The 22298-nt window shown below is 71.8% G+C and carries 19 protein-coding genes; 8 read left to right on the plus strand and 11 right to left on the minus strand.

Annotated elements, in window-relative coordinates:
- The first annotated feature begins 8 nt into the window (after positions 1–8).
- The 4 genes from ACFC1K_RS04885 to ACFC1K_RS04900 are packed head-to-tail and all read left to right on the plus strand — an operon-like array spanning position 9 to position 5518.
- Positions 9–839, plus strand: coding sequence for an NAD-dependent epimerase/dehydratase family protein (locus tag ACFC1K_RS04885; RefSeq protein ID WP_375870681.1), 831 nt, complete (start codon positions 9–11; stop codon positions 837–839).
- Between the two features lies 1 nt (position 840).
- Positions 841–1866, plus strand: a complete 1026-nt coding sequence (locus ACFC1K_RS04890; RefSeq protein ID WP_375870682.1) for a LacI family DNA-binding transcriptional regulator — start codon at positions 841–843, stop codon at positions 1864–1866.
- Positions 1867–1909: 43 nt separating this feature from the next.
- Entirely contained in the window at positions 1910–3436 is a 1527-nt protein-coding gene (locus ACFC1K_RS04895; protein WP_375870683.1) for a DUF4038 domain-containing protein, read from the plus strand.
- 3 nt (positions 3437–3439) lie between these two features.
- Positions 3440–5518, plus strand: a complete 2079-nt coding sequence (locus ACFC1K_RS04900; RefSeq protein ID WP_375870684.1) for a beta-galactosidase — start codon at positions 3440–3442, stop codon at positions 5516–5518.
- A gap of 89 nt (positions 5519–5607) precedes the next feature.
- Here the strand turns inward: ACFC1K_RS04900 and ACFC1K_RS04905 are convergent, their stop codons facing one another.
- The 10 genes from ACFC1K_RS04905 to ACFC1K_RS04950 form a co-directional block, all read right to left on the minus strand.
- Positions 5608–7335, minus strand: a complete 1728-nt coding sequence (locus ACFC1K_RS04905; RefSeq protein WP_375870685.1) for a hypothetical protein — start codon at positions 7333–7335, stop codon at positions 5608–5610.
- A gap of 154 nt (positions 7336–7489) precedes the next feature.
- Complete coding sequence (locus ACFC1K_RS04910; protein ID WP_310285985.1) at positions 7490–8245, minus strand: SDR family NAD(P)-dependent oxidoreductase; 756 nt, start codon at positions 8243–8245, stop codon at positions 7490–7492.
- Positions 8246–8248: 3 nt separating this feature from the next.
- Positions 8249–9115 (minus strand): phosphogluconate dehydrogenase C-terminal domain-containing protein, encoded by an 867-nt coding sequence (locus ACFC1K_RS04915; RefSeq protein ID WP_375870686.1) that lies wholly within the window; start codon positions 9113–9115, stop codon positions 8249–8251.
- On the minus strand, positions 9112–9906 hold the full coding sequence (locus ACFC1K_RS04920; RefSeq protein WP_375870687.1) for a sugar phosphate isomerase/epimerase family protein: 795 nt from the start codon (positions 9904–9906) through the stop codon (positions 9112–9114). The genes ACFC1K_RS04915 and ACFC1K_RS04920 overlap by 4 nt, the downstream gene beginning before the upstream one ends.
- Positions 9903–10679: a triose-phosphate isomerase family protein gene (locus tag ACFC1K_RS04925; RefSeq protein ID WP_375870688.1), complete on the minus strand. Its 777-nt coding sequence runs from the start codon at positions 10677–10679 to the stop codon at positions 9903–9905. The genes ACFC1K_RS04920 and ACFC1K_RS04925 overlap by 4 nt, the downstream gene beginning before the upstream one ends.
- On the minus strand, positions 10679–11164 hold the full coding sequence (locus ACFC1K_RS04930; RefSeq protein ID WP_310285977.1) for a ribose-5-phosphate isomerase: 486 nt from the start codon (positions 11162–11164) through the stop codon (positions 10679–10681). Before ACFC1K_RS04930 ends, ACFC1K_RS04925 begins: the two co-directional genes overlap by 1 nt.
- Positions 11157–12917 carry a dihydroxyacetone kinase family protein gene (locus ACFC1K_RS04935; RefSeq protein WP_375870689.1) on the minus strand — a complete coding sequence of 587 codons (1761 nt, stop codon included), beginning with the start codon at positions 12915–12917 and terminating at the stop codon, positions 11157–11159. The genes ACFC1K_RS04930 and ACFC1K_RS04935 overlap by 8 nt, the downstream gene beginning before the upstream one ends.
- A complete protein-coding gene (locus tag ACFC1K_RS04940; RefSeq protein ID WP_375870690.1) occupies positions 12914–14341 on the minus strand; it encodes an MFS transporter in 1428 nt (475 codons plus the stop codon). Before ACFC1K_RS04940 ends, ACFC1K_RS04935 begins: the two co-directional genes overlap by 4 nt.
- Positions 14342–14494: 153 nt before the next feature.
- On the minus strand, positions 14495–16177 hold the full coding sequence (locus ACFC1K_RS04945) for a hypothetical protein (RefSeq protein ID WP_375870691.1): 1683 nt from the start codon (positions 16175–16177) through the stop codon (positions 14495–14497).
- A 73-nt stretch (positions 16178–16250) separates the two neighbouring features.
- Positions 16251–17564, minus strand: coding sequence for an ABC transporter substrate-binding protein (locus tag ACFC1K_RS04950; protein ID WP_375870692.1), 1314 nt, complete (start codon positions 17562–17564; stop codon positions 16251–16253).
- Between the two features lie 146 nt (positions 17565–17710).
- Here ACFC1K_RS04950 and ACFC1K_RS04955 point away from each other — a divergent pair, with 146 nt between their 5' ends.
- Genes ACFC1K_RS04955 through ACFC1K_RS04970 form a run of 4 tightly spaced genes read left to right on the plus strand, consistent with a single transcriptional unit; the run spans position 17711 to position 20484 of the window.
- Positions 17711–18448, plus strand: coding sequence for a FadR/GntR family transcriptional regulator (locus ACFC1K_RS04955; RefSeq protein ID WP_375870693.1), 738 nt, complete (start codon positions 17711–17713; stop codon positions 18446–18448).
- 24 nt (positions 18449–18472) lie between these two features.
- Positions 18473–19723: a D-arabinono-1,4-lactone oxidase gene (locus tag ACFC1K_RS04960; RefSeq protein WP_375870694.1), complete on the plus strand. Its 1251-nt coding sequence runs from the start codon at positions 18473–18475 to the stop codon at positions 19721–19723.
- Between the two features lie 45 nt (positions 19724–19768).
- A complete protein-coding gene (locus ACFC1K_RS04965; RefSeq protein WP_375870695.1) occupies positions 19769–20131 on the plus strand; it encodes a YidH family protein in 363 nt (120 codons plus the stop codon).
- The gene (locus tag ACFC1K_RS04970; RefSeq protein ID WP_375870696.1) at positions 20128–20484 is read left to right on the plus strand and encodes a DUF202 domain-containing protein; all 357 of its coding nucleotides are present in this window, start codon (positions 20128–20130) and stop codon (positions 20482–20484) included. Before ACFC1K_RS04965 ends, ACFC1K_RS04970 begins: the two co-directional genes overlap by 4 nt.
- Before the next feature lie 40 nt (positions 20485–20524).
- Here ACFC1K_RS04970 and ACFC1K_RS04975 read toward each other — a convergent pair whose 3' ends face one another.
- Positions 20525–22285, minus strand: a complete 1761-nt coding sequence (locus ACFC1K_RS04975; RefSeq protein ID WP_375870697.1) for a DUF5605 domain-containing protein — start codon at positions 22283–22285, stop codon at positions 20525–20527.
- Positions 22286–22298 lie beyond the last annotated feature (13 nt).

The following is a 22298-nucleotide window of genomic DNA, read 5'->3' on the forward strand; positions in this document are numbered from 1 at the left end:
GGTACGACATGCGGATCGGCGTCACCGGCAGCGGAGGCAAGCTCGGGCGGGCCACGGTGGAGCGGCTGCGGGCCGACGGCCACGTCGTGTCGGGCTTCGACCTCGCGGGGACGCCGGGCCCGGGCTTCACACGGGTCGACCTCACCGACTTCGGGCAGACCCTCGACGCGTTCCTCTCGGTCACCGCGCGCCATGACGGGCTCGACGCCCTCGTGCATCTCGCGGCGATCCCGGTGAACGGGCTGGTGCCCGATGCGGCGACGTTCCACAACAACGTCACCGTGTCGTTCAACGCGCTGTTCGCCGCGCACCGCGCCGGCATCCGCACGATCGTGCTGGCGTCGAGCATCACCGCCATGGGCTTCCCCTTCGATGAGGCGCCGCCCTCGCTGCCGGTCGACGAGACGTACACGAGCGCCAACAACACCTACGGCCTCGGCAAGGTGGCGGAGGAGGCGATCGCCGCCCAGCTCGTGCGATGGACGCCCGACACCTCGATCACCGCGCTGCGCTTCACGAACGTGGTCGGGCCCGACGAGTACGCGACGTTCGAGCGCGCCGCCGAGCCCGGCTACCGCCGCGACCTCGTCGGCTCGTGGGTCGATGCGCGCGACGGGGCGCTCGCGGTCGCCCTCGCGCTGGAGGCCGCCGAACCCGGGTTCGAGGTGTACAACGTCGCGGCGCCGGACTCCGGCAACGCGGCGCCCTCCCGCGAGGTCGCCGCGCGCTGGTTCCCCGGCACCCCTCTCGCCTCCGACCTCGGCGGGTTCGAGTCGCTCATGTCGACCCGCAAGATCCGCGAGCGGCTCGGGTTCGTCGCCGAGCACGACTGGCGCTGACATGTCGCGCCCGGGCATCCGCCAGGTGGCCGCCCGCGCCGGTGTGGCGGTGGGGACGGTCTCGGCCTACCTCAACCACCCCGACCGGGTGTCGGCCGAGCGGGCGCGCCGCATCGCCGAGGCGATCGACGAACTCGGCTTCGTGCCGTCCAGCGCGGGCCGCCAGCTGCGCCTGGGCGTGAGCAGCCTCATCGGCTACCTCTCGCCGGACGTGAGCAACCCCCACTTCAGCGAGATCGCCCAGGAGGTCGAGTACCGCGCCGAGCGGCTCGGCATGACGGTGTTCTTCGCCCACTCTCACGGCGACCGCGAGCGCGAGGACGCGTACCTCGAGGCCTTCGAGCAGCGCCAGGTGCGCGGCATCCTGGTGTCGTCGTTCCAGCCGATTGAGGCGAGGCTCGCCGCGATGCGCGAGCGCGGCACACCCTCGGTCCTCGTCGGACGACGCGCGTGCGATGGGCTCCAGCCGTCGGTGTCGATCGACGACGTGTCGGGCGGCCGGCAGGCGGGCGAGCACCTCATCGCGAACGGATGCCGCCGCCTCGCCTTCGTCGGCGGCCCGCTGCCCGTGCAACAGGTGGCCGACCGGCTCGACGGCATGCGGACCGCGGCGGTGGCAGCATCCATCGATCCTCCGGACGTCATCGAGGTCGCCGAGCGGTCGATCGCCGTCGGACGCGCGGTCGGCGCGGCCCTGGCGGCTCGCCCTGCGGCCGAGCGCCCGGACGGCGTGTTCGCGGCGAACGACGTGCTGGCCCTCGGCCTGCTGCAGGCGCTCGTCGCCGGCGGGGTCTCGGTGCCAGGTGAGATGGCGCTCGTCGGCTACGACGACAACGAGTTCGCCGAGGCATCCCTCATCCCGCTCACGAGCGTCCGCGCGCGCCACGACGACTTCGGTGCGGCCGCGGTCGACCTGCTGTTCGAGGCGATCGAGCGCGGGACAGGCCCGCGCGCCGACGGCGCCACGACGCAGCGCGTCTACGAACCCGAGCTGATCGTGCGCGAGAGCTCACGCCGCGCGCACTGAACCCCTGCACCTCACACGGATACGACATCGAAGGAGAATCCCCGTGTCCTCAGCGTTCCGCGCTCCCCAGTCCGAGCTGTACCGCCCCGTCGAGCTGACCTTCGCCGGCACCGACGCGATCCCCGCCGACCGCACGCCCTTGACCCTGCGCGTGCGGCACGAGGCATCCGGAACCGAGCGCGTCGTGCCCGGATTCTGGGACGGCGGAACGACCTACCGCGTGCGGTTCGCGCCCGACCTCGAGGGGGAGTGGTCGTGGACGAGCGAGAGCACGGATGCTGCGCTCTCGGGCCGGTCGGGCACGTTCGAGGTGGTGCGCGGCGGCGACCACGGGCCGGTGCGTGTCGCGCACCGCTTCCACTTCGCGCACGCCGACGGCACGCCGTTCCGGCCTGTCGGCGCGACCGCGTACAACTGGCTCCACCAGGACGAGCCGCTGTTCTCGTCGACCGTCGACGGGATCGCCGAGGCGGGCTTCAACAAGTTCCGCTTCATGGTGTTCCCGCAGGGCGGCGGGTACATCGAGCACGTCCCGACGCTCATGCCGTTCGAGAAGACCGGCGGGCGCTGGGATGTCACGAAGCCCGTGCCGGAGTTCTTCCAGCGCCTGGACCGCGCCGTCGAGGTGCTCGGGGAGCGCGGCATCCAGGCCGACGTGCTGATCTACAACGCGTACGACCGCGGGCAGTTCGGCCTGAACGAGCTCACCGAGGAGGAGGACGCGATCTACCTGCGCTACCTCGTCGCGCGGCTCGCCGCCTTCCCCCACGTGTGGTGGTCGCTCTGCAACGAGTTCGACCAGCTCGAGCGCCCGGACGACCGCTGGGACCGCACCGGCGAACTGCTCGCCGAGATCGACCCGTACGACCACCTCCGATCGATCCACAACTGGATCGAGCTGTACGACAACAACCAGCCGTGGGTCACGCACGCGTCGATCCAGAACGGCGCGGTCACGACCGACTTCGGCCGCGCGAACCTGTACCGCGACGTCTACGGCAAGCCGGTCGTGCTCGACGAGATCAAGTACGAGGGCGACATCCCCGACCGCTGGGGGCACCTCGACGCCGAGCAGCTCGTGCACCAGTTCTGGATCGCCACGGTCGCCGGCACGTACGCCTCGCACGGCGAGAGCTTCGCGACCGAGTCGGGAAGCCTCCACATGGTCGAGGGCGGACCGCTCCGCGGCGACTCGCCGGCGCGGCTGGGCTTCCTGCGCGCGGTGCTCGAGGAGGTCGATGGCGCGGGGCTCGACCCGATCGACAAGTGGGACGACCCGGCGTACGTCGCCGGCATCCCGCGCCGCCTGTACGTGCAGTATCTCGGCGCCTCGGCACCCGCGACGTGGGACTTCCGCCTGCCGATCGGCGTTCCCGGCGAGCGGCCGGAGCCTGGCGACCGGTTCGAGGTCGACGTCATCGACACGTGGAACATGACGGTGACGCCGGTCGGCCGGGCCTTCACGCTCGACGATGTGCAGCGCAACGACGCGTACGACCGCGCATCCGCTCCCGTCGAGCTGCCGGAGGGCGAGGCGCTCGCGCTGCGCATCACGCGGATCGGGGGCTGAGCCGTGGCATCCGTCGATCGCCTCCGCGCGTGGCGGGGCGGCCCGCGGCTCGGTACGGCGTACTACAACGAGTACCTGCCCGATCCGAGTCGCCTCGAGACCGACCTCGACCTGATGACCGAGGCAGGGATCACATGCATCCGCGTCGGCGAGTCGGTCTGGTCCACGTGGGAGCCGCGCGACGGCGAGTTCGACCTCGAGTGGATGACCCCGATCCTCGACGCGGCAGCACGGCACGGGATCGGGGTCATCCTCGGCACCCCGACCTACGCGGTGCCGCCGTGGCTTGCCCGCGCACACCCGGAGCTCGCGGTGGTGCGGCGCGACGGTTCGCCGGTGCCGTGGGGTGGGCGGCAGGAGGTCGACTACACATCGGAGCTCTTCCGCGGCTACGCCGAGCGGGTGATCCGCGCCGTGATCGGGCGCCACGGGCGTCACCCCGCCGTGATCGGGGTGCAGCTCGACAATGAGGCGGGACTCCATCTCATCCACAACGACGACGTCGTGCAGCGCTTCCGCGAGTGGGTCGCGGAGCGCTACGGCGACGTCGAGACGCTGAACCGGGAGTGGGGACTGACGTACTGGTCGCACCGCATCGCCGACTGGGACGAGCTGTGGGCTCCGGCCGGCAACACGACCCCGGCCTACGACCTCGCCTGGCGCCGGTTCCAGGCGGAACTCACGGCGGACTTCATCGGGTGGCAGGCCGGCATGGTCCGTGAGCTCGTCGACGACGACACCTTCCTCACCACCTGTATCGCGTACAACCGGCCGGCGATGGACGACGTCGCGGTCGGCGCGCAGCTCGACATCGCCAGCGGCAACGCCTACTACCTCGCTCAGGACGCGCTCGACCTCGACCGCGAGGGCGCCGGCGGCCAGTGGTACGCCGACGACGTCCCGCAGTTCGTGCTCATGGCCGATCGCATGCGCGCGACGACGCAGGGGCCGTTCCTCGTCACCGAGACGGGCGCGGCGTCGATCGGCCCCGCGTGGCTCACGCGCCCACCCTACGACGGGCAGCTCGCGCAGGCGGCCTGGCTGCTGGTCGCGCGCGGGGCGCGGCTCGTGTCGTACTGGCACTGGCACACCCTGCACTCGGGCGCCGAGGTGCATTGGGGCGGCATCCTCGGGCATGATCTCGAACCCGGCCGCATCCACGCGGAGGTCTCCGGGATCGGCCGGCAGTTCGCCGCTGCGGCGGGATGGCTGACGGATGCTGCGCCCGACGCCGACCTCGGCCTCGTGTACGCGCACGACAGCGAGTGGATGATGACGTTCGAGCCGCCGCTCGGCACCGGATCCGAGGGGGACCGCGGGTCGTACGTGCGGATCGTGGGCGCCTTCGGCCGCGCCGCGATCGATGCCGGGCTGCAGGTGGGATACGTGAACGAGCGCCAGCTGCCCGAGGCCGACGAGCTCGTGCGGCGCTTCCCGGTGCTCGTGGTGGCGGGGCTGGTGGCGGCATCCGATCCCACCCTCGAGACGCTCGTCGAGTACGCGCGCCTCGGCGGACGGCTCGTGCTGGGTCCGCGCACGGGGTACGGCGACGACGAGGGCCGCATGCGCGCGGCGCTGGCACCGGCGATCGTCGGCGCGGCGGCCGGCGTGGGCTACCGCGAGTTCGCGGCGCTCGCCGCGCCGGTCGAGGTCGTGCGCGACGGCGAGGTCGTCGGGAGCGCCCACGGCTGGGTCGACGGGCTCGAGCCCGCCCGGGCCGAGATCCTGCTCGGCTACGGGCACGAGCTGTTCGGACGGTGGGCCGCGGTGACGCGGCGCGACGTCGGTGCGGGCTCGATCACGGTGGTGGGCACGCTCCTCGACCGCGCGACGCTCGCCGACGTGATCGCCGGCGTGGCGGGTACGCCCGACGGGATCCTGGCGGCGCGCCCGAGCTCGGTCACGGCGCACTCCCTCGCCGGGGAGCGGGGCCGGGTGTGGGTCGTGCACAACTGGTCGCCACAGCCTCGGACGGTCGTCGTCGCGCGGGCGGCAGCATCCGTCCTCGATGACGCGGTGCACACGGTCGGCGCCGAAGTCACCCTCGCGCCCTGGGACGTGCGCGTCTGGCGCGAGGCCTGACCGCCGACCGAACTCGGAGATCTGGCGGAACTCGGAGCGTTGCCGGCGCGGGCGTCCGCGTTTCGCCGGATCTCCGAGTTCCGCCCGCGTCAGAGGCGCTGGAAGGTACCCGGGTCGACGTCTGCGGCGCGGGTGTCGCCGCCCGGGAGCTCGATCTCGACGGCCCGGGGCCGGCGGTCGAGGTTCGCGACGAGCACGACGTCGCCGCCGGCGGTGCGGGCGCCGAGCGCCCACACGAGGCCGTCCGGGGAGTCGCCGCGGAGGCCGGGCTCGCCCGCGAGAGCCGCGAGGGCGGCGACGGCGTCGAAGACCGGCAGTGTGGCGCTGTCGGCCGTGCGCAGCCCGCGCGGGCCCCACTCCTCGAAGTAGGCGAGGGTCGCGACGCCGGGCACCGCGAAGGCGGCGGCGCTCGCGACGGTCCACGCGGCCAGCTCGGGGGCGGCCTGGCGCGCATCGACGGCGTCTGTCAGCGCCGAGCCGTAACCGTCGCGGAGGTCGTCGTGCTCGGGCATCGGCGGCGGGGTCGTCGCCACGTCGTTGAAGTGCGGGCGCAGCGAGATCGGCCCGATGTGCACCGGCAGCCCGCCGGCGAGGCGCACGGCCTGCCCGGCGGCGACCCGCTGCATGCCGACGGACTCGACCAGCTGGGCGGTGCTCAGGCTGTGGAACAGCGGCGTGCTGCTGAACACGATCCCGTCGAGGCCTCGCGGAAGACGGTGGTGCTCGCGGTTGAGCTCGGTGAAGTGCGAGCGCGCCCCGCCGACGACCTCGGCCTCGATCCCCGCCTCGGCGAGGGCGTGGCGTAGCGCGGCGATCGCCTCGAGGTCCGAGACGTGTCGCGCCGGACCGGTCGGCGGGAACGCGGTGACGCGTGCGACCGACAGGCCGTGGAGCGCGCGGACGGCGTGGTCGATGGCGGCCGGGTCGGCGTCCGCGAGGACGAACCTCACGTCGAGAGGGAGCCCGGATGCCGCGGCGCGGTCGAGTGCCGCGCGCCAGTTGCGCGTCGCGAGGTCGAGCTCGACGAGCACCGTCCCGCCGAGGGCGGCGAAGTCGGGCGTGGGGTCCGGAGCGGTCGACGCCGACACTCCGATCGCGGGCAGCGCCGGGCCCTCCTGGAGTCGGATGCGGGTGACCGGGTCGTCGACCACGGTGCCGGGCGTCCCCGACACGACGATGTCGACCGACTGGACGACGCGCTCACCGGCGGCGAGAGAGTAGGGGAAGGGGAGCGCGAGGGGACGGCTGTACGTCTTGTACGAGGCATCCGACCAGTTGCGCTGGTCCTCCATCTCGAAGACGTCGCCCGCGAAACGCACGTCGACGTCGAGTCCGTCGTGCGTCCAGGACAGGGCCGCGATGTCGAACGCCGGCTGATGAGGGCTGATGCCGGCCGGGAACCGCGAGCGCACCACCGCGCCGTCGGAGTGGCGGACATGCAGCGTGGATCCCGCGAGAGTCGGCGGGTGGAGCACGACGAGGCCGGTGCGGTTGGTCTCGAAGTCCGACGCCGACTCGAGGTCGGCGAGGACGCGCAGGCGCCCGGCGCCGCGCACCTCGGCGCGGACGATGCCGCGGAGATCTGAGCCGAGCCCGGTCGTGTGCACGTGCAGCGTCAGCGCGATGCCGGACGCGTCGATGCGGTCGACCACGAGGCCGGCGGTGTCCCAGTTGCGATCGCGCACCACCGCGCGCACCGAACGGAGCACGACGCTGCCGTGGTACGAGATGTCGGCGAGCTCGTCGTCACGGAGCTCGAGCGACCACGCGCCGCTCCGCCACTCGCGTGCCGGCTCGCCGTTCCACAGGTCCGTCATCGTCCCATCCTCGCCTCGCCTGTCGCGATGTGCCACGGGTGGCGGCAGTTCGTGACGGGCGAGCAGTTCGTGTTCGTCCGGAGATGCTGCTCACCTGTCACGATGTGCCACGAGTGGCGGCGGATCGTGACAGGTGAGCAGTCCGTGATCGGGGTCAGAGCGAGGTCATGCCACCGTCGACCTGGAAGGTCGCACCCGTGGCGAACGCGCCGTCGTCGCTGGCGAGGTACACCATGATGCCCGCGACGTCGTCGGGGGTGCCGGCGCGACCGATCGGGATGCGGCTGACGATCGCGGCGCGGGAGGCGGGGTCCTCGCTGATCGCGGCCACCAGCGGCGTCTCGGTGTAGGCGGGCTGCACCGTGTTCACGCGGATGCCGCGGTCGGCGTACGCCGCCGCGACGGTGCGGGCGAGGCCGTGCATGCCGGCCTTCGACGCGCTGTAGGCGGTGAAGTCCTTGCCCTCGCCGTTGACCGCGGTGGGGCTGCCGGTCAGGATGATCGACCCGCCGCCGCGCGGGAGCATGGAGCGCACCGCGTGCTTGACCGTCAGGAACGCGCCGGTCAGGTTGATGTCGATCGTCCGTCGCCAGACGTCCAGGTCGAGGTCGGCCGCCTGCGCATCCTGCCCGAACAGCTGCACGCCGGCGTTGGCCACGACGACGTCGGGCGCCCAACCGGCCGCCTCGACCTCGGCGAAGGCCGCGGCGACCGCGTCCTCGTCCGAGATGTCCATCGTGACGGCACGGGCGTTCTCACCGATCGCCGCCGCCGCAGCGGCCGCTCCCTCGCCGTTGCGGTCGGCGAGGATCACGCGCGCGCCCTCACGGGCGAAGCGCTGGGCGACCGCGAGGCCGATGCCCAGTGCACCGCCCGTGATGAGCGCGGTCTTGCCCTCGAGCTGTCCCATGGATCAGCGCTCGATGTGGTCGAGGTGCAGCATGCGCGCGAGGTTCTTGTCGAGCTCGTCGTCGCGGAAGATCTTCTTCCAGTCGTCCTTGATGATCGACTCGCGGCCGTAGTCCATGGCGATGAGGCAGGCGTCCGAGAACGGGTTGTCGCCGCGCAGACCGTTGGCGAGCGCCACCTGGGTGTGGCCGTACAGGATGCTGCGTGCCGCCGCCTCGGGAACGCCCATGGTGTTGATCGCCTCGTCGAGGGCCTCGTTGAGGAGCGAGCCGATCATGCAGGCGACGGTCTCGACGAGGGTCGGCTCGAGCTGGGCGAGCTGCTTGACGGTGACGAAGTGCACGTCGATGACGGGGGCGTAGATCGCGCGGACCGTCGCCTCGACGATCGCCTTGTGGGCGGGGTCGTCGCTTTCGACGGCCGCGATCGCGTCCTGCGGAGCGGCGATGCCGCCGAACGTGTCGGCCCACTCCTCCTTGGTGGTGCGCTCGAGGAACACCGAGGGGTGGCAGGGGTGCGCGACGGCCTGGATGATGTCCTCGCGCGTGGTGAGCAGACCCGCGTACGCGGCGGCCGGGTCGAGCGTCAGCACGATCGCGCCCGACTTCAGCTGCGGCACGAGGTCGGCGGTGACGGGGCCGAGGGCGAGGTCGGGCACGGCCAGGACGACGATGTCGGCGTCGGCGACGGCGGTGGCGGCATCCGTCAGCTCCCGACCGGCATCGATCGTGCGCTGCCGGCCGGCGGGCGAGTTCTCGACGTACCAGACGGTGTGGTCGGTCTTGACGAGGTTGTTGGACACGCGCATGCCCATCTTCCCGCCGGCGCCGACGACGGCGATCTTGTACGTCTCGGTGGTGGTCGTGCTCATGTCGTGCTCCTCAGATATTCGATGGTTCGGCGGGTCCATTCCCGCTCGGTGCGGACGGTGGTCTCGGCATCCCCCTGCCACGAGAGCCAGTGCTCGACGATCTCGTTGATCCCGCGCTCGCGCGGGCGGACGGTCTCGAGGAGGTGGGGATAGTCGTGGAGGCCGTCGCCCATGCGCGCGCCCCCGTAGGTGAAGCCGACCCAGCCCGGCTGGCGGGCGAAGGCGAAGTCCTTGACGTGCACGTTCTTGACGTGCGCGGCGGTCTGCTCGACGCAGTCGCGCGGACGCTCGAGGCGCGCGACGACGTTCGCGGGGTCGAGGCAGATGCCCAGGCGGTCGCTGCCGATGCGCTCGACGAGGGTGACGAGGTCTTCGGTCGAGACTTGCTCGTACGTCTCGAGCGCGAGGTCGACGCCGGCGGCCTCGAACGAGGGGAGCACGGCGCGGAGCCATTCCTCGGCCTGCTCCAGCGTGGGACGGGTCTCGGCGGAGTACAGCATGCTCCGCACGAGCGTGGTGTCGAACGCGCTCGCAAGGTCCAGGAACCGGGTCAGCCGGTGCGGCTCGATGCCCTTGGTGCCCAGCTCGATCGTCAGCTCGAGATCGCGCGCCGCCGCCGCGGCATCGGTGAGCTCGGAGCCGGTCATGGCCTCGAGGGGCGCGAAGTCGCAGATCTGGAACAGGTCGACGCCGAGTTCCTTCGTCGCCTCGAACGCGCCGACGAGCGAGAGCGGCTCGGACACCTGGTCCGACTGCTGCCAGAAGAAGGCGTACGTCCCGAGGCCGATCATGCGTCGACCCCCGCTCGGGAGGAGGCGAGCGCGGCGGCTTCGTCGAGCACGGCGACGAGGGCGTCGGGGTCGTGGGCGAAGCGGCCGAGGAAGAGGCCGTCGACGCTGCCGGCGAGGCGGGTGAGCAGGCCGGGGCCGGCGGAGCCGCCGTAGATCACGACGCTGCCGGTGCGGGCGGGGTCGGCGTCGACGGCGGCGCGGAGGGCACGGGTGACGGTGGCGATGTGCGTGTCGGGGGCGGGCTCGGCGGCGCCGATCGCCCAGACCGGCTCGTACGCGACGATGACGGGACCGGCCGGGACCTGCTCGAGGTTCGCGGCGAGCTGCTCGACGTTCGCGAGTGCGGCGGCGGGGGCGCCGAGGTGCTCGGCCTCGCCGATGCAGAGCACCGGGGTGATGCCGTGGGTGAGGGCGGCGGTGGCCTTGCCGGCGGTGACGGTGTCGGTCTCGTCGAACAGGCGGCGCCGTTCGGCGTGGCCGATCTCGGCGACCTGGACGCCGACCTCGGCGAGCTCGGCGGCGGTGACCTCGCCGGTGTACGCGCCCGGCGGGTAGGCGGAGACGTCCTGCGCGCCGACCAGCACCGGGGTGCCCGCGAACGCTTCGAGGGCGGGAAGGATCTGCAGGTAGGTGGGGATGACGAAGAACCGCACGTCCCCGGCGGCCACGGCGGGGTGACCGGCGACGCGGGCCGCGATGTCGGCGAACCACGCGCGTGCCCGCTCATGCCCGAAGTAGGTCTTCAGGCTCACCCCGACCGTGACCTGGCTCATCAGCAGGACCCGGTGGTCTCGAACTCGTCGATGACGGCGACCTTGTCGGCCGAGGCCGACGTGGTGTCGAACCGGTAGGTCAGCCACTCGCGGACGAGGCGGCGGGCGAGCTCGATGCCGACGACGCGCTGGCCCATGGTGAGCACCTGCGCGTTGTTGGACAGCACGCCGCGCTCGACCGAGAACGAGTCGTGGGCGGTGACGGCACGGATGCCGGGCACCTTGTTCGCTGCGATCGCGACGCCGAGACCCGTGCCGCAGATCAGCAGCGCGCGGTCGGCGGTGCCCGCGGCAACCTGCTGGGCGGCCTCGATGGCGACCTTCGGGTACGGGGTGTGGCCGTCGGCGTCCACCCCCACGTCGATCACCTCGACCACGCCGGGGTTGGCGAGGAGGTCCTTCTTGAGGATCTCCTTGTAGTCGAAGCCGGCGTCGTCGGCGCCGATCACGATGCGCAGCGGTTGGGCCGTCTCGAGCTCAGGCATTCGCGTTCTCCTTCTGGTCGTCGGCCGCGCGCGTCTCGGCGGCCAGTGTCTGTCCGATGGCGGTCACGATGAGCGCGAGTGAGATCGCGCCCGGGTCGGGGGTGCCCACGCTGTTCTGGCCGTGCGTACGCGCGCGGCCCATGCGGGGGAGGAGATCGGCCGTCGCGATCGCGGCGCGGGTGGCAGCATCCGCCGCCGCCCGCCACGCGTCGGTGAGGGCCGCACCCGCGTCCACCGCACCGGTGAGGGTGGTGCTGAACGGCACGAGCGCGTCGACGAGGGTCTTGTCACCGACCTCGGCCTTGCCGTAGTCCGTGACGCCGCGCGACCCCGCGGCGACGCCGGCAGCCACGGCGGCGGCGTCGGGGCGGCCGGTGTCGGTGAGCTTCGAGGCGACCGCGTTGAGGATGACGCCCCACAGCGCACCGGAAGTGCCGCCGGCCTTGTCGCTCCACGCGTCGGCGGCGTGCGCGAGCGTGGTGCGCGCGCCGGCGCCGGCGTCGACGGCGGCCGTCGCGGCGGCCAGCGCCGCGTGCGAGCCGCGCTGCATGCCGATGCCGTGGTCGCCGTCGCCGGCGATCGCGTCGATGCGGCCGAGCTCGTCGACGTGCTCATCAACGGTGTCGACGATCGTGCGCACGGCGGCGAGCACGGTGCGGGCGACGGACTGGGATGCTTCGTCCCCGGGCTCGATGGCCTCGGCCACGGTGGCGGTGCTGTCGGCGGCCACGAGCCGCTGCTGGGGCGCGACGGAGCCGCGCCGGTAGGCGGGGGTGTCGACGGGGGTCTCCCACAGGCCGGCGAGCTCGTCGTCCAGCCAGAACAGGGTGAGCGACGTGCCGGCCATGTCGAAGCTCGTGCAGTACTCGCCGACGTGCGGGTCGACGAGCTCCAGACCGGCGTCCGTAAGCAGCTGGGCGATGCGCCGGTAGACGACGAACATCTCCTCGTACTTCAGCGACCCGAGGCCGTTGAGGATCGGCACGACGCGGGCACCGGCGACCTGCACCCCGTCGGGCACCTCTGCCAGCAGACGCGAGACGAGGAGCTCGGCGAGCCCATCGGCGGTGGGGATGTCGGTCTCGTCGATGCCGGGCTCGCCGTGGATGCCGAGGCCGATCGCCATCCGCCCCTCGGGGACGGTGAACAGCGGCTGCTCGGCACCGGGCAGCGTGCAGCCGGTGAACGCGACCCCGAACGAGCGGGTGCGCTCGTTCGCGAGGCGGGCGAGACGGGTGACTTCGGCTAGGTCCGCTCCTGCCTCGGCCGCGGCGGCCGCGATCCGGAACACCGTGAGGTCGCCCGCGATGCCGCGGCGCTTGTGCTTCTCGTCGGCCGTGGCGCTGACGATGTCGTCGGTGACCGTGACGGTCTCGCACGCGATGCCCTCGGCCCGCAGCTTCTCCTGCGCCGCGTCGAAGTTCAGCACGTCGCCGGCGTAGTTGCCGTAGGAGAAGAACACGCCGCCGCCGTTGTCGGCGGCCTTCGCGACCGCGAACACCTGCTGCGTCGAAGGCGACGCGAACAGGTTGCCCATCGCCGCGCCATGCGCGAGCCCCGGACCCACCAGCCCGCCGAACGCAGGGTAGTGACCCGAGCCGCCGCCCACGACGACCGCGACCTGACCGGCCGGCGACACCGTCGAACGCACCACGCCGCCCGGCACCCGCCGCACGTACCGCTCGTTCGCCGCGACGAACCCGTCGATCATCTCGTCGGCGAAGTCCGCCGGCGCGTTCCAGAGCCGCGTCATCGCGCATCCCCCTTGGGGTCTGCCGCGGTGTGCAGAGCCTCCGCGTCCACGGCGGGTGCAGGATTCGTACTCTCGGCCGCGTCGTCGACGACGACCGGGTTGATGCGGTTGCTGCGGGCAAGGAACACCATCAGCACTGCCGAGATGAGCATGACGAAGCCGACGATGAACATCGGGACCTCGTAGCCGCCGGTCCAGTCGTGCACGAAGCCCGTGACGAACGGCGCCGAGAATCCGGCCAGGTTGCCGATCGTGTTGATCAGCGCGACGCCGGCGGCAGCCGCGGCTCCCGTGAGGAAGCGCGTGGGCAGCGTCCAGAAGTTGGGCAGCGCGGCGAAGATCGCGCAGGCCGTGACCGTGATGACCGCGATCGTGGCGGCCGGCGATCCCATGAACAGCGCCAGCGGGATGCTGACGGCACCGGCGATCGCGGGACCCGCGATGTGCCACGTCTTGAGGCCGCGCTTGGAGGCGTCTCGCGACCAGAAGTACATGACGATGGCGGCCGGCAGGTACGGGATCGCGGTGATGAGGCCCTTCTGCAGCGTGTCGAAGGTGACGCCGGACTGCGTCTGGAAGCCCTCGATGATCGTCGGCAGGAAGAACGCCAGCGCGTACAGGCCGTAGATGAAGCCGAAGTAGATGAACGAGAGCACCCACACGCGACCGCTCTTGAAGGCGAAGCGCGCCGACACGTGGCCGTGCTCCTTCTTCTGCGTCGCGGCCTTCTCGCGGTCGAGCGCGTCGGTCAGCCAGACCTGCTCGTCACGGGTGAGCCATTTCGCGTCGGCCGGCTTGTCCTTCAGGTAGAACCACGCGATGACACCCACGATGATCGCCGGGATCGCGACGCCGAAGAACATGAAGCGCCAGCCCTCGAGGCCGAAGAACACCTCGTGCTGCTGGATGAGCCAGCCGGCCAGCGGGGCGCCGATGACCGTGGTGAGCGGCTGCGCCAGGTAGAAGAGCATGAGGATGCGGCCGCGGTACTGCGCGGGCACCCAGAGGCTGAGGAAGAGGATCGCGCCGGGGAAGAAGCCGGCCTCGGCGACGCCGAGGAGGAAGCGCAGCACGACGAGCTGCTCGAAGTTCTGCACCCACGTGAACAGCAGAGCGACGATGCCCCAGCTCACCATGATGCGCGAGAGCCAGCGGCGGGCGCCGAACTTGTGCAGCGCCAGGTTCGAGGGCACCTCGAGCAGGATGTAGCCGATGAAGAAGACGCCCGAGGCGAAGCCGAACTGAGCGGCGCTCAGGGCGAGGTCTTCGTTCATGCCGTTGGGGGCGGCGAAGCCGATCGCGGTGCGGTCGAGGTAGTTGATGAAGAACATCAGCGCGACGAACGGCACGAGGCGGATCGACACCTTGCGGATGGCGGATCGCGCGACGGGGGGCGCGTCTGCGACGGTCTGGTTCTGGTCCACGGTGACTCCTGCTCATCGACGGTGATCGAGGTGGTTTCCGACGACCATTGTGACAAACCGGTTGACCAATTGCAAGTGAGAATGGATGCCTCGTCCGTGCCGCGGCGTCACGCACGGCGGTGTGCGCACGCCGAGGCGCGAAGCATCTCGGGTTCAGGCGACGCGGCGGGCCGCAGCATCCGCGATCTCGAACTCGAGCGTCTCGCCGCCGGGATCCGTCGCGGAGATGCGCAGCTCGACATCGCCGAAGCGCTGCGTCCAGACGTCGGGCTCGCCCGCGTGTGCGGCGATCGCGTCCCGCGCGGCGTCGTCGTCGAGCGTCTCGTACACGACCCAGCTCCCGCGGCCGACCCGCGCGGACCGCGAACGCTCGGGATCGCACAGCCAGGCCGCGATGAGCACGGTCGCACCCGCTTCCGCGTGGGCGCGCAGCGCCTCGAGCGTCGTGCCGGGGAGCCGGCTGCCGGCGACCACGACGAGGCCCGCGTCGGCGAGCTGATCGGCGCGCACGTGCTCGTCGAACACGAGCGTGCTGCGGGTCGGCTGGAACAGCCCGTGCATGCGGGTCTGCTCGGCGGCGCCCGCGTCGAGCGGGAACTGCGGCCGGGCGATGCCGTTCAGCTCGTGGCGGGGGAAGTCGTAGCCGGGGATGTGGAGGCAGCTTCCGTGGCCGGGGAGCTGCCCGTGGCTGAGCGCGTGCCAGGCCTCGAAGACACTGCGCGAGGTGGCGGGCGCCGTCGTCGCGCGGTTGCCGAACGGCCGCGCGCCGCGGCCGAAGTCGCTGTCGTCGGCATGGACGAGGGCGATGTCGGCGCGGGCATCGCGATGGCTCCAGCGGAGCGGATGCCGCGGCACGAAGTCGCTGACGAACTCCCGCCACACCTCGCCGTGGGCGGTGCGCTCGAAGGCCCCCGAACCGCGGTGGCGCACCAGCACGTCGATGTTCTCGACGAACAGCCGTGTCGGGGCGAACAGGTAGGCGAGGCGCAGCGCCGACGCGAACTCGGCGGGCGAGTGCCCGGGGAAGCCCGGGGCGCGGGTGAGCCAGGGCCCGATGTCGGGGCCCCAGAGATCCGCGCAGATCCACAGCTCGCGCCCGTACTGCAGGGCCGCGCCGACCGCGGTGCCCAGCTGCAGCGGCTGGAACGACTCCTTCATCACCTTGGGCGCCGGCGTCATCCCGGCGCGGGCGAGCGTATGGAACATCACCGGGAACACCTGCTCGGCGAGCACCGGAACGGACGCGGAACCCGCTGCGGAGGTCGCGGCGTCGACCTCGCGCACGATGCTGCGCACGTTCTCGTCGATCACCGCGACGGCCTCGTCCGCCCCGAGGCCCTCGGTCTGACCGAAGTGGGGCAGGTGCGCGTCGTGGCGGTACTGATCGGCGTGGATCTGGAGGTGCTCGGGCTCGTCGTACAGCACACCGGCGAGGACACCGGCGGCCGCAGCATCCCGGATCAACTCGGCCGGAAGGTCGTACCGGTTCGTGCCGTCGACGAAGGGCCCGTTGATGTTGCCGTACTCGTTGCCCAGCACGAGGTCGATGCCGGCGTCGGCGAGGTCGCCCAGCAGTGCGGCGTGGTCGGCCTGGGTCGGGATCACGTGGTGCACGTAGAAGTCGGCGCCGAGGTCGCGCAGCACGCCCACGAACTCGCGCGGCGTCGGCGGCGGATCCTGCGACGGGATCGGGATGCCGGTCCCCGTGCGCATGATCGCGTCCGAGGCGGCTCCCGCCCACGGGTCCTGGAACGCGACGACCGGCCCCTGGATGCCGAGCGACGGGCGGGTCGGGGCGGGGACGGATGAGCGGGCGGCGGATTCGTCGACGGGCACGGGAGGCTCCTCGGAGGGTGGAAGGGGGTGCGGCGGCCGACGTTCCCTGGAGCCGGCCGCCGCACGGAGCGGGCTACTGGTTCAGCACCACGTCCATCTCGGCGAAGAACTGCTCGACGGCCTGGTCGACCGTGAGCGTGCCGAAGTTCAGCTCCTCCGTCAGCTCACGGAACTTCTCGTGCAGCGAGCCGTAGCCGACGATCGGCGCCGGCGGCGCCTCGCCCAGGCGGTCGGCGATCGACGCCTCGTAGTCCACGATGTCCTGGCTCACCGGGTCGAGGTCCGCGGCCTCCCGCGCCGTCGCCGAGGCAGGCAGGCCGCGGTTGGTGCCGAAGATCTCGCCCGACTCCGGCGAGTTGATGAGGAAGTCGATGAGCGTGGCCGCCGCGGCGGGGTGCTCCGAGTTCGCCGCGATGGAGTACATCTGCGACGCCTTGAGGTAGAGGTCCTTCGCGCCGTCCACCGACAGCGGCGGAGCCTGCAGGGTGACCTCGTTGCCCTCGCCGAGGTTCGCGAGGTAGCCCGCGAGGAAGTTGTCGGTCTGCGTGTCGCTCGCGCCGAGCCCGGCATCGAAGGCCGTCAGCGGCTGCACCTCGGCGACCCGCTGCTGCGGCACGAACTTTCCGCCCTCGCGCGCGTCGGCGCCCTCTTCCCAGTACTCCGTGAGGCGCTCCTCGTCGAAGCCGGGGTTGCCCTCGTCGTCGAAGAGGTCCTTGCCCTCGGCGCGCAGCTGCATCTCGAAGTTCACGAAGCGCGATGACGGGTCGACGCCACCCCAGACGTCCGGCACGCCGGCGGCCTGCGCGGCATCGGTCACCTCGGCGACCCACTCGTAGTACTCGTCCCACGTGCCGCCCGCGAACGGCTCGACGCCGACCTCGTCGAGGGTCGTCGTGTTCATGAACATCGACCAGGCGTTGGTGGAGATCGGCACGGCCGTGGTGACGCCGTCGACCACGCCGGCGCCGAGCACCGACGGCTCGATCGGGTCGGTCTGGATGATGCTGCCGAGGTACGGCTCCAGGTCGAGCAGCGAGCCGCTCTGCGAGTACTGGCGGATGTAGGCGAGATCCATCGTCACCACGTCGGGGAGGCCGCCGCCGCTGGCTTCGATCTGGCGCTTCTCCCAGTAGTCGTTGGGGGAGAGGAACAGCACGGAGACATCGATGTTGGGGTGCTGCTCCTCGAACGCGGCGATCGCCTCGTTGTAGAGCTCGGCGCGCACGTCGTTGCCCCAGAACGTGAAGGTGATCGATGCTTCCTCGTCGGGATCGAGGGTCGGCTGGCTGCTGGCGGGGGTGGCGGACGCGCAGCCCGTGAGTCCGGCGAGGGCGATCAGGCCCACCCCTGCCACTCCCGCGATGAGCTTCCTGTTCCGGAACTTCATTGTGATCGACCTCTCGTCTTCGAGCTTCAGGAAACGTTTTCTCGTTTGGCTGTGAGAAAGGCGACTGACGTCGCCTGTCCACAGTCTGACAAACCGGTTGACCGAAAGCAATCCCAGAATGGTCCCGACTGCCGTAAGTTGTCAGCATGCCCGCCTACCCCGACGATCGCTCGGCCGAGATCACGGCGGCCCTGGGCGCCCTTCCGACCGGCACGCCGGTCTCCGAGGTCGCCCGCCGCCTGATGGACCTCTTCACGAGCGGCGACCTCGAGGCGGGCACTCGCCTGCCGCCGGAGCGGCAGTTGGCGGCGACGCTGGGCGTCGGGCGGTCCGCGGTGCGAGAGGCCCTCGCCGCGCTCGAGATCCTCGGCATCGTCGACGTCCGCCCCGGCTCGGGCACGTACCTCCGCGGGACCGCGAGCGAGCTGCTGCCGCAGACGCTGCGCTGGGGGCTCCTCATCGGCCGGAAGAACACGGCCGAGCTGCTCGAGCTGCGGTCGGGGCTCGAGATCTACGTCGCGCGGCTCGCCGCGGGCCGGGCCGCAGCATCCGATCTCCGCGCGATCTCAGGGTCCCTCGAGCGCATGCGGTCCGGAGTGGGCGACCTCAAGGCCTTCGCGCGCGCGGACCTCGACTTCCACAACGCGCTCGCCGCGTCCGCGGGCAACGACACGCTGATCGACCTGCTGCATGTGGTGCGGTCGCTGCTGCAGGTGTACGCCGACCGGGCCGTCCACGACGAGGCCGAGGCGCGCACCGCCATCGACGAGCACGACGCCGTCTTCCGCGCGATCGAGGCGGAGGACGAGGATGCCGCGGCCTCCGCGATGGCTCTTCACATGGCGACCGCCTCGCAGCGCCTGGCGGCCGAAGCCGCACCCTGAACCGCATCGTCCGAAGGAGGCGCGATGCCGCGCAATTGGGCTGGAACGTACGAATACGCAGCGCACCGGATCGTCGAGGCGACGTCGGTCGACGACGTCCAGCGGGTGCTGCGTGAGCCGGGGCGCGTGCGTGCGCTCGGCACGCGGCACTCGTTCACCGACCTCCCCGACACCACCGGCACGCTCGTCGATGTGACCGGGTTCGCGGCCGAGTTCGAGCTCGACGAGGCCACGCGGACGGTCACCGTGCCCGCCGGCATCCGCTACGGCGTGCTCGCCGTGTGGCTCGACGACCGCGGCTGGGCGCTGCGGAACATGGGTTCGCTGCCGCACATCAACGTCGGCGGCGCGACGGCGACGGGCACCCACGGGTCAGGCGACGCGAATCCCGTGCTCTCGGCATCCGTCCGGGCGCTCCGCTACGTCGGCGCCGACGCCGAGGTGCACGAGGTGCGCCGCGGCGACCCCGACTTCGACGCGCTCGTCGTGGGTCTCGGCGCCTACGGCATCGTGGTGTCGCTCACCCTCGACCTCGTGCCCGCATTCCGCGTGCGGCAGGACATCTACACCGGCATCACGTGGGAGGCCGCGCTCGCCGACTACGACGCCCTCACCTCCGCCGGGTACAGCGTGTCGGTGTTCTCGCGCTGGGAGGAGCCCTCGGTCGGCTACGTGTGGCTCAAGACGCGCCTGGAGGCGGACGACGATCCGGTGCCCGACACGATCCTCGACGGCGTCCGCGCGACGGAGGGCGACTCGCCACTCGGCGTGGAGGACAACATCACCGAGATCGCCGGCGTGCCGGGACCGTGGATGCTGCGCCTGCCGCACTTCCGCCTCGACGCCGAGCCGTCGTTCGGCGACGAGATCCAGAGCGAGTACTTCGTCGCGCGCGCTGACGCGCGGGCAGCGCTGGAGGCGGTGCGGACGCTGGGCGACGGCATCCGTCCCCATCTCATCTGGACCGAGCTGCGCACCGCTGCTGCCGACGAACTGTGGCTGAGCCCGGCCTACCGCCGCGACGTCGTGATCATCCACTTCACCTGGTACAACCACCCCGACGAGGTCGCCGCCGCCGTCGCACGCGTCGAGGCCGCGCTCGAGCCGTTCGACGCGCGCCCGCACTGGGGCAAGCTCCACGGCTTCGACCGCACCGCGATCGAGCGCGTGCACCCGCGCCTCGCCGACGCGCGCGCGGTGTTCGAGCGCCTCGACCCCGAGGGCCGTTTCTCGAACGCGCACCTCGAGCGCCTCGGCGTGCGCGAAGCCCGCTGACCGGAGCTCGATGGACGTCGCGATGAGCCCCCGGACGGTCGCGCCATGAGCGATCAGCGATTTCCGCGTTCGGTGTTCTCGCGGGGGACCGAGCCCGACGCCCGATTCACCCTCGCCAACGAGCGCACCTTCCTCGCGTGGATCCGCACGGCGCTCGCCCTGATCGCGGGCGGCGTCGCGCTCGAGGTGCTCGGGCTCGACCTCCACGCGGGACTCCGCCTGGCGGCGTCCCTGGTGCTCGTCGCCGTCGGCGTCCTCACCCCGGCGCTCGCCTGGTTCGGCTGGATGCGCACGGAGCTCGCCCTCCGCGAAGGCAGGCCCCTGCCGACCTCGCCGCTCGGGGTCATCCTGGGCTCCTCGGTGACATTGGCGGGCGTCCTCGTGATCCTGGCGATCCTGCTGCGATGACCGCGCTCTTCGACGACGGCCTGCAGCCCGAGCGCACCGAACTGGCGTGGCGGCGCACGGCGCTGGCACTCGCCGTCGGGTCGCTCGTGGCGTTCCGTCTGCTGCCCTCGGCGTTCGGCGACGCCTGGTGGGCGCTCGGCGGCGTCGCCGGCCTGCTCGCCACCGCAGGCCTCTACCTCAGCGCGCGACGGCGCTACCGCCGCGTGAACGAGGTGCTCGGTAGGGAGGGTGACAGGGCGCGGATGCCGAGTGCCGGCGTCCTCGGCATCCTCGCGCTGTTCGTCCTCGCGGTCGGGATCACCAGCCTCGCGGTCGTCCTCGCCGTGGCCGTACGCGGCGGCGCAGCGGTCTGATCGGCGTCGGCCGCCCGGCGGCCCGCGTGCTCACATCCCGTCAGTCGGCGACGCGGATCGCGCGGACGGCCATGAACTGGCGGCCGGGCAGCGGCACGCGCACCGTCGTGCGGTGGGTGCCCTCGAGGCGCTCGACGGTCATGTTCCACGTGTCGATGACGTCGATCGTCCATTCGCCGTCGCCGAGCACGACGTTGCGGAAGCGGGGACGGTTGAAGCCGAAGTAGCCGACGCGGTGGGCGTCACTGCCGCCCCAGGGGACGTCCCAGTCGGAGGGGAGCGGGTCCCAGATCCCGTCGGGGGCCTCGGCGAGCAGCCGCTCGAGGAAGCCGATCCGGTCGGGGGAGGTGCCGTGCAGGGCGCCGCCCTTCGACCACCACAGCACCTCGTCGTCGAGCCCGAGCGCCGAGGGGAGGTAGGTCTCTCCGTGGCCGACGTAGCCGCCGCGGACCGCACCCTCCCAGAAGCGCCGGGTCATCTCCTCGCCCGTGATGTTGCCCCAGCCCTGGTCGATGTCGCCCTCGTAGGCGCACTCGTCGATCACGACGGGCTTTCCCCACCGCTCGCGCCATTCGTCGGTGTTCTCGGCGGTGCGATAGACGTCCACGCGCTGGATGCTCACGTGGGTGATCCACGGCTTGGCGTAGTCGTAGAGCGGGCGGCAGTTGTGGATCGAGTTGAGGTGCCCGAACGGGTCCTCCTCGCCGACGATCGCGGCCAGGCGCTCCCAGTCCGCGCCGGTCTTCGACCACAGCAGGTCGTACTCGTTCGCCATCGACCACCACACGTTCGAGAACGCGGCGAGGCGGCGCACCGCGTAACGCAGGTAGCGCTCGTCGACGGCGGGTCCGAGGTCGGCGAAGCCCCACCGGTCGTACGCGTGGAACAGGATGAGGTCGGCCTCGATCCCCAGCTCGCCGAGCTGCGCGATGCGCTGCTCGAGCCGGCGGAAGTGGGCCGGGTCGAACCGCTCGAGATCGAAGCCGTCCTCGAGAGAGCCGGGGAACACGAAGTCGGCGGGTTCGTTCGAGTTGAACAGGTACGACTTCGGGAACAGGCACATGCGGATCTTCGTGAACGGCGCCTGGGCGAGCGTGCGCAGGGTCTGCTCCTGCAACTCCTCGGGCTGGTGGGTCCACACGTAGGCCGTGGTGCCGAGCGGGCGGTGGCGCGTGCCGTCGGCATGCCGGAAGTGGAAACCGTCCACCCGCACCGGTCCGTGCGAGCCGTCGCGCGGCGCCGTCACCGTGACACTGCCGGCGATCGCGTCGAGCGAGCGCGCGGTCGACCGGGTCACGAAGGTCCAGTCGCCCTCGGCGTCGGCGAGCGCGCGCACCAGGTAGCGGCCGTCGCCGTCGTAGAAGCCCCCGACGCGGACGTCCGACCCGTCCGGGCGCGTGAGCACCGCGTCGAGCTCGACGTCGACGAACGGGTTGCCGTGGCCGGGGCCGTCGAAGCGCACCTCGAGCACGCCCCACTGCGGCGTCGGGGAAGGAAGGACGACGGATGCTGAGCCCTGCGTCACCTCGTCGCTCTCGTAGGCCGGGTCAGGGCTGATCGCCGGCGCGTAGGGCGCACGCTCGTCGTCGCCGTCCTCGATGTCCGCGAGCGCCGCCCACAGGAGTTCCTGCGCGGCGGGGTCCTCGAGGGCGGGGACGAGCGCCACGAGCTGGCCGAGCCGCACGCCGCGGTACTGCGCCGCCATCGGCGATGCCGCGATGCCGGGCAGGTGGGTCTCGAGCACGGCGCGGCCGGCGGGGCTGTCGAGGGTGTCTCCGAAGGTGGAGGCGCGGTCGAACATCGTGGGTTCCTTC

The sequence above is a fragment of the Microbacterium sp. NPDC056057 genome (assembly GCF_042266945.1).
GTDB lineage: Bacteria > Actinomycetota > Actinomycetes > Actinomycetales > Microbacteriaceae > Microbacterium > Microbacterium trichothecenolyticum_C.

Excerpts from the sequence above, each read along its gene's own strand:
- ACFC1K_RS04885 (WP_375870681.1), top strand. The coding sequence starts at position 9 with ATGCGGATCGGCGTCACCGGCAGCGGAGGCAAGCTCGGGCGGGCCACG.
- ACFC1K_RS04950 (WP_375870692.1), bottom strand. The coding sequence starts at position 17,564 with ATGAAGTTCCGGAACAGGAAGCTCATCGCGGGAGTGGCAGGGGTGGGC.
- ACFC1K_RS04960 (WP_375870694.1), top strand. The coding sequence starts at position 18,473 with ATGCCGCGCAATTGGGCTGGAACGTACGAATACGCAGCGCACCGGATC.
- ACFC1K_RS04890 (WP_375870682.1), top strand. The coding sequence starts at position 841 with ATGTCGCGCCCGGGCATCCGCCAGGTGGCCGCCCGCGCCGGTGTGGCG.
- ACFC1K_RS04975 (WP_375870697.1), bottom strand. The coding sequence starts at position 22,285 with ATGTTCGACCGCGCCTCCACCTTCGGAGACACCCTCGACAGCCCCGCC.
- ACFC1K_RS04955 (WP_375870693.1), top strand. The coding sequence starts at position 17,711 with ATGCCCGCCTACCCCGACGATCGCTCGGCCGAGATCACGGCGGCCCTG.
- ACFC1K_RS04905 (WP_375870685.1), bottom strand. The coding sequence starts at position 7,335 with ATGACGGACCTGTGGAACGGCGAGCCGGCACGCGAGTGGCGGAGCGGC.
- ACFC1K_RS04930 (WP_310285977.1), bottom strand. The coding sequence starts at position 11,164 with ATGCCTGAGCTCGAGACGGCCCAACCGCTGCGCATCGTGATCGGCGCC.
- ACFC1K_RS04925 (WP_375870688.1), bottom strand. The coding sequence starts at position 10,679 with ATGAGCCAGGTCACGGTCGGGGTGAGCCTGAAGACCTACTTCGGGCAT.
- ACFC1K_RS04970 (WP_375870696.1), top strand. The coding sequence starts at position 20,128 with ATGACCGCGCTCTTCGACGACGGCCTGCAGCCCGAGCGCACCGAACTG.
- ACFC1K_RS04920 (WP_375870687.1), bottom strand. The coding sequence starts at position 9,906 with ATGATCGGCCTCGGGACGTACGCCTTCTTCTGGCAGCAGTCGGACCAG.
- ACFC1K_RS04915 (WP_375870686.1), bottom strand. The coding sequence starts at position 9,115 with ATGAGCACGACCACCACCGAGACGTACAAGATCGCCGTCGTCGGCGCC.
- ACFC1K_RS04910 (WP_310285985.1), bottom strand. The coding sequence starts at position 8,245 with ATGGGACAGCTCGAGGGCAAGACCGCGCTCATCACGGGCGGTGCACTG.
- ACFC1K_RS04935 (WP_375870689.1), bottom strand. The coding sequence starts at position 12,917 with ATGACGCGGCTCTGGAACGCGCCGGCGGACTTCGCCGACGAGATGATC.
- ACFC1K_RS04965 (WP_375870695.1), top strand. The coding sequence starts at position 19,769 with ATGAGCGATCAGCGATTTCCGCGTTCGGTGTTCTCGCGGGGGACCGAG.